The sequence below is a fragment of the Georgenia sp. genome, assembly GCF_054605595.1.
In genome coordinates, this window is record NZ_JBTSDU010000223.1 from 1 (window position 1) to 2,521 (window position 2,521).

The 2,521-nt window shown below is 68.3% G+C and carries 4 protein-coding genes and 1 pseudogene; 4 read left to right on the plus strand and 1 reads right to left on the minus strand.

Features of this window, described 5'->3' with window-relative positions; genetic code table 11:
- The 3 genes and pseudogenes from ACYC1Z_RS15125 to ACYC1Z_RS15135 form a co-directional block, all read left to right on the plus strand.
- A pseudogene (locus tag ACYC1Z_RS15125) lies at window positions 1–281 on the plus strand (NrfD/PsrC family molybdoenzyme membrane anchor subunit); the annotation flags it as partial.
- Between the two features lie 2 nt (window positions 282–283).
- Window positions 284–478, plus strand: coding sequence for a hypothetical protein (locus ACYC1Z_RS15130; RefSeq protein WP_461410336.1), 195 nt, complete (start codon window positions 284–286; stop codon window positions 476–478).
- A 190-nt stretch (window positions 479–668) separates the two neighbouring features.
- The gene (locus tag ACYC1Z_RS15135; protein ID WP_461410337.1) at window positions 669–992 is read left to right on the plus strand and encodes an iron-sulfur cluster biosynthesis family protein; all 324 of its coding nucleotides are present in this window, start codon (window positions 669–671) and stop codon (window positions 990–992) included.
- Between the two features lie 69 nt (window positions 993–1,061).
- Here ACYC1Z_RS15135 and ACYC1Z_RS15140 read toward each other — a convergent pair whose 3' ends face one another.
- Window positions 1,062–1,364: a hypothetical protein gene (locus ACYC1Z_RS15140; RefSeq protein WP_461410338.1), complete on the minus strand. Its 303-nt coding sequence runs from the start codon at window positions 1,362–1,364 to the stop codon at window positions 1,062–1,064.
- Window positions 1,365–1,495: 131 nt separating this feature from the next.
- On the opposite strand from ACYC1Z_RS15140, the gene ACYC1Z_RS15145 reads away from it, so the two are divergent.
- Window positions 1,496–2,506 (plus strand): IS481 family transposase, encoded by a 1,011-nt coding sequence (locus ACYC1Z_RS15145; protein WP_461410339.1) that lies wholly within the window; start codon window positions 1,496–1,498, stop codon window positions 2,504–2,506.
- Window positions 2,507–2,521 lie beyond the last annotated feature (15 nt).

Sequence of the window (2,521 nt, forward strand, 5' to 3'; positions counted from 1 at the left end):
TGCTCTACCTGTCGCTACAGATGCTGTTCCCGAGCTTGTTCAGTATCGGGCGCACGGCGACGGCGGCGGCGCTGCCCGTCCTTGGGACGCTCATCGAGAAGACGATGTTCGTCCTCGACGGACTGCGCTTCCCGGTGTTCTCGCTCTACAAGGGCGTGCCCGGGGAGTACTCCCCTTCGTGGGTTGAGCTCTCGACCATCGTCGGCGCGTTCTCGCTCGTTGTGCTGTTCTTCCTGCTGATGAGCAAGCTGATCCCCATGATCGAAGTGGGAGAGGACTGACGATGAAGTACGGAGACATCCTGATCCTCGGGATCGTGTTCTCACCGCTCTACATCATGCTGTTGGGGTGGTTCCTGGGACGCCCGCGCAACCTGCGGCTAGCGCTGGTCGGCGTGGGCTACCTGACCGGGATCACAGTCGCAATGTGGGGCGGACTCGCGCTCTTCGCCTTCGCCCTCAAGATCGTGTTCTTCTAGGCCAGAGGGCGGGTCAGAGCGGGCGCCAGGCGGCCCCTCGTGCGCATCAGCCCGGGGGGCCGCCTCCACGGATCGAGAGGGGGCCGCCCGGAGCCAACAGACAACTGGTGGTCAGTGGGTGACAGCACCCGCAGCATCGCAAGGAGTATGTCCGGAACCGAGAGCGTGACGGACAGGTGAGGAGAGAATGATGGCTGAGGTACGGATCTCAGAACAGGCGACGGCCCCGCTGCAGCAGGTCATTTCACGCGGGGAGCGCGGGGCGGCCCTGCGCATCTACGTCGACCACCGCTGCCACTGCGGCGGGGTGAAGTATGGGATGGCGCTCGGCCAGGCGCTTCCCGGCGATGCCCAGTTCGAGGTGTCGGGCATCCCCGTGAGCCTGACGCCGGAGGTGTCGACTGCGCCCGGGGCGGCCGAGATTGATTACGTCGAGTCCTTGCTGCAGTCCGGGTTCACGCTGACGAACAGCGAACACGCCTGCGGCAGCATGGCGCCCGCCAGCGAGGTGTAATGACCCATCGAGGTTGGTGACGTGGCGGAGTGATCACAGGGGTATCTCTCGCACGCAGGTGTGACGATCTCAGACACACATCTCGGCGAAGAACTCGCAGATGAATGTCGGTCCGCGCAGCGGGACGCTGACGAGTCCGTCGCCTGATCCGCCATGGCTGATGGCGATCTCATCCTCGACCTCGAAGGAGTGCACGATCCGCACGGTCAGGTCGACCAGGTCGTCGTCTGTGGCGAGGCGCTGGTCGGCCTCCAGCGCCTCGTCCACGTTGGGGCCGAACATCTGCCGCAGGTACCCGCGTGGCGCGTACATCGGCGGGACGTAGTAGACGTTCGGCTCCGTGCCCGCCTGCGGGTAAAGCGGCAGCGCCACCTTCCACGCCGGGTGTCGCGCGCGACCGCGCACGCTGCCGCCGCATCGATCCATCCTCGCGAGGCACCGAGGGCCGCCGCTCCACTACGACGCTAGTTGTACTGACCATCGACGTTGGTGACACGGGGTAGATGACCGCAGGGGACCTCCCGGAGAAGGTGTGGCTAGCACAGCTACGCCAGCTCCAGGAGGTCCACTTGCACGCTAACGCCAAACTCACCCCCGCGGGCCGGCTGCTGCTCGTCCAGCGCATCGCCGCGGGACGGCCGGTCGCCCACGTCGCGCATGAGATGGGGGTCTCCCGCCAGACCGCGAGCCGCTGGTGGCGCCGCTGGTTAGCCGAGGGGGAGTCGGGGCTCCGGGACCGTTCCTCCCGCCCCCGGCGCAGTCCTCGCCGGACGCCGCGCGCCACGGAACGCCGCATCGAGCGACTGCGCCGGCGCTGGAAGCTGGGACCGGTGCGGATCGCCAACCGGCTCGGACTCGTCCCCTCTACCGTCTACCGCGTGCTCCGCCGCCTCGGCCTGCACCGGCTCGCCTGGCTCGACCGCCCCACCGGACGCGTCATCCGTCGCTACGAGCACGCCCACCCCGGCGACCTCGTGCACGTCGACATCAAGAAGCTCGGGCGCATCCCGCGGGGTGGCGGCTGGCAGGCGCACGGGCGCGGTCAGGCCGGTGTCCGGCAGCGGCTGGGCTATGCCTACATCCACTCGGCGGTCGACGACCATTCCCGGCTCGCCTACAGCGAGGTGCTGGGGGACGAGCGGGCGGGGACGGCGGCCGGCTTCTGGCGCCGCGCGCAGGCCTGGTTTGCGGAACAGGGCGTCGTGACGCGGGCGATGCTCACCGACAACGGCTCCGCCTACCGCAGCGGAGCCTTCGCCCGGCTCTGCTCCGAGGCCGGCGTCCGCCACCGTTTCACCCGGCCGTACCGGCCCCAGACCAACGGCAAGGTGGAGCGTTTCAACCGCACCCTGCTGGAGGAGTGGGCCTACGTCCGCGTCTACCGCTCAGAGCGAACCCGTACTCAGGCGCTCGCCCGCTGGCTCCACCAGTACAATCACCACCGCGGCCACACCGCCCTCGGCGGCCTCCCACCGCTCAGCCGCGTCACCAACCTCCCGGCTCAGTACACCTAGTCCCTTCTCGCAGCA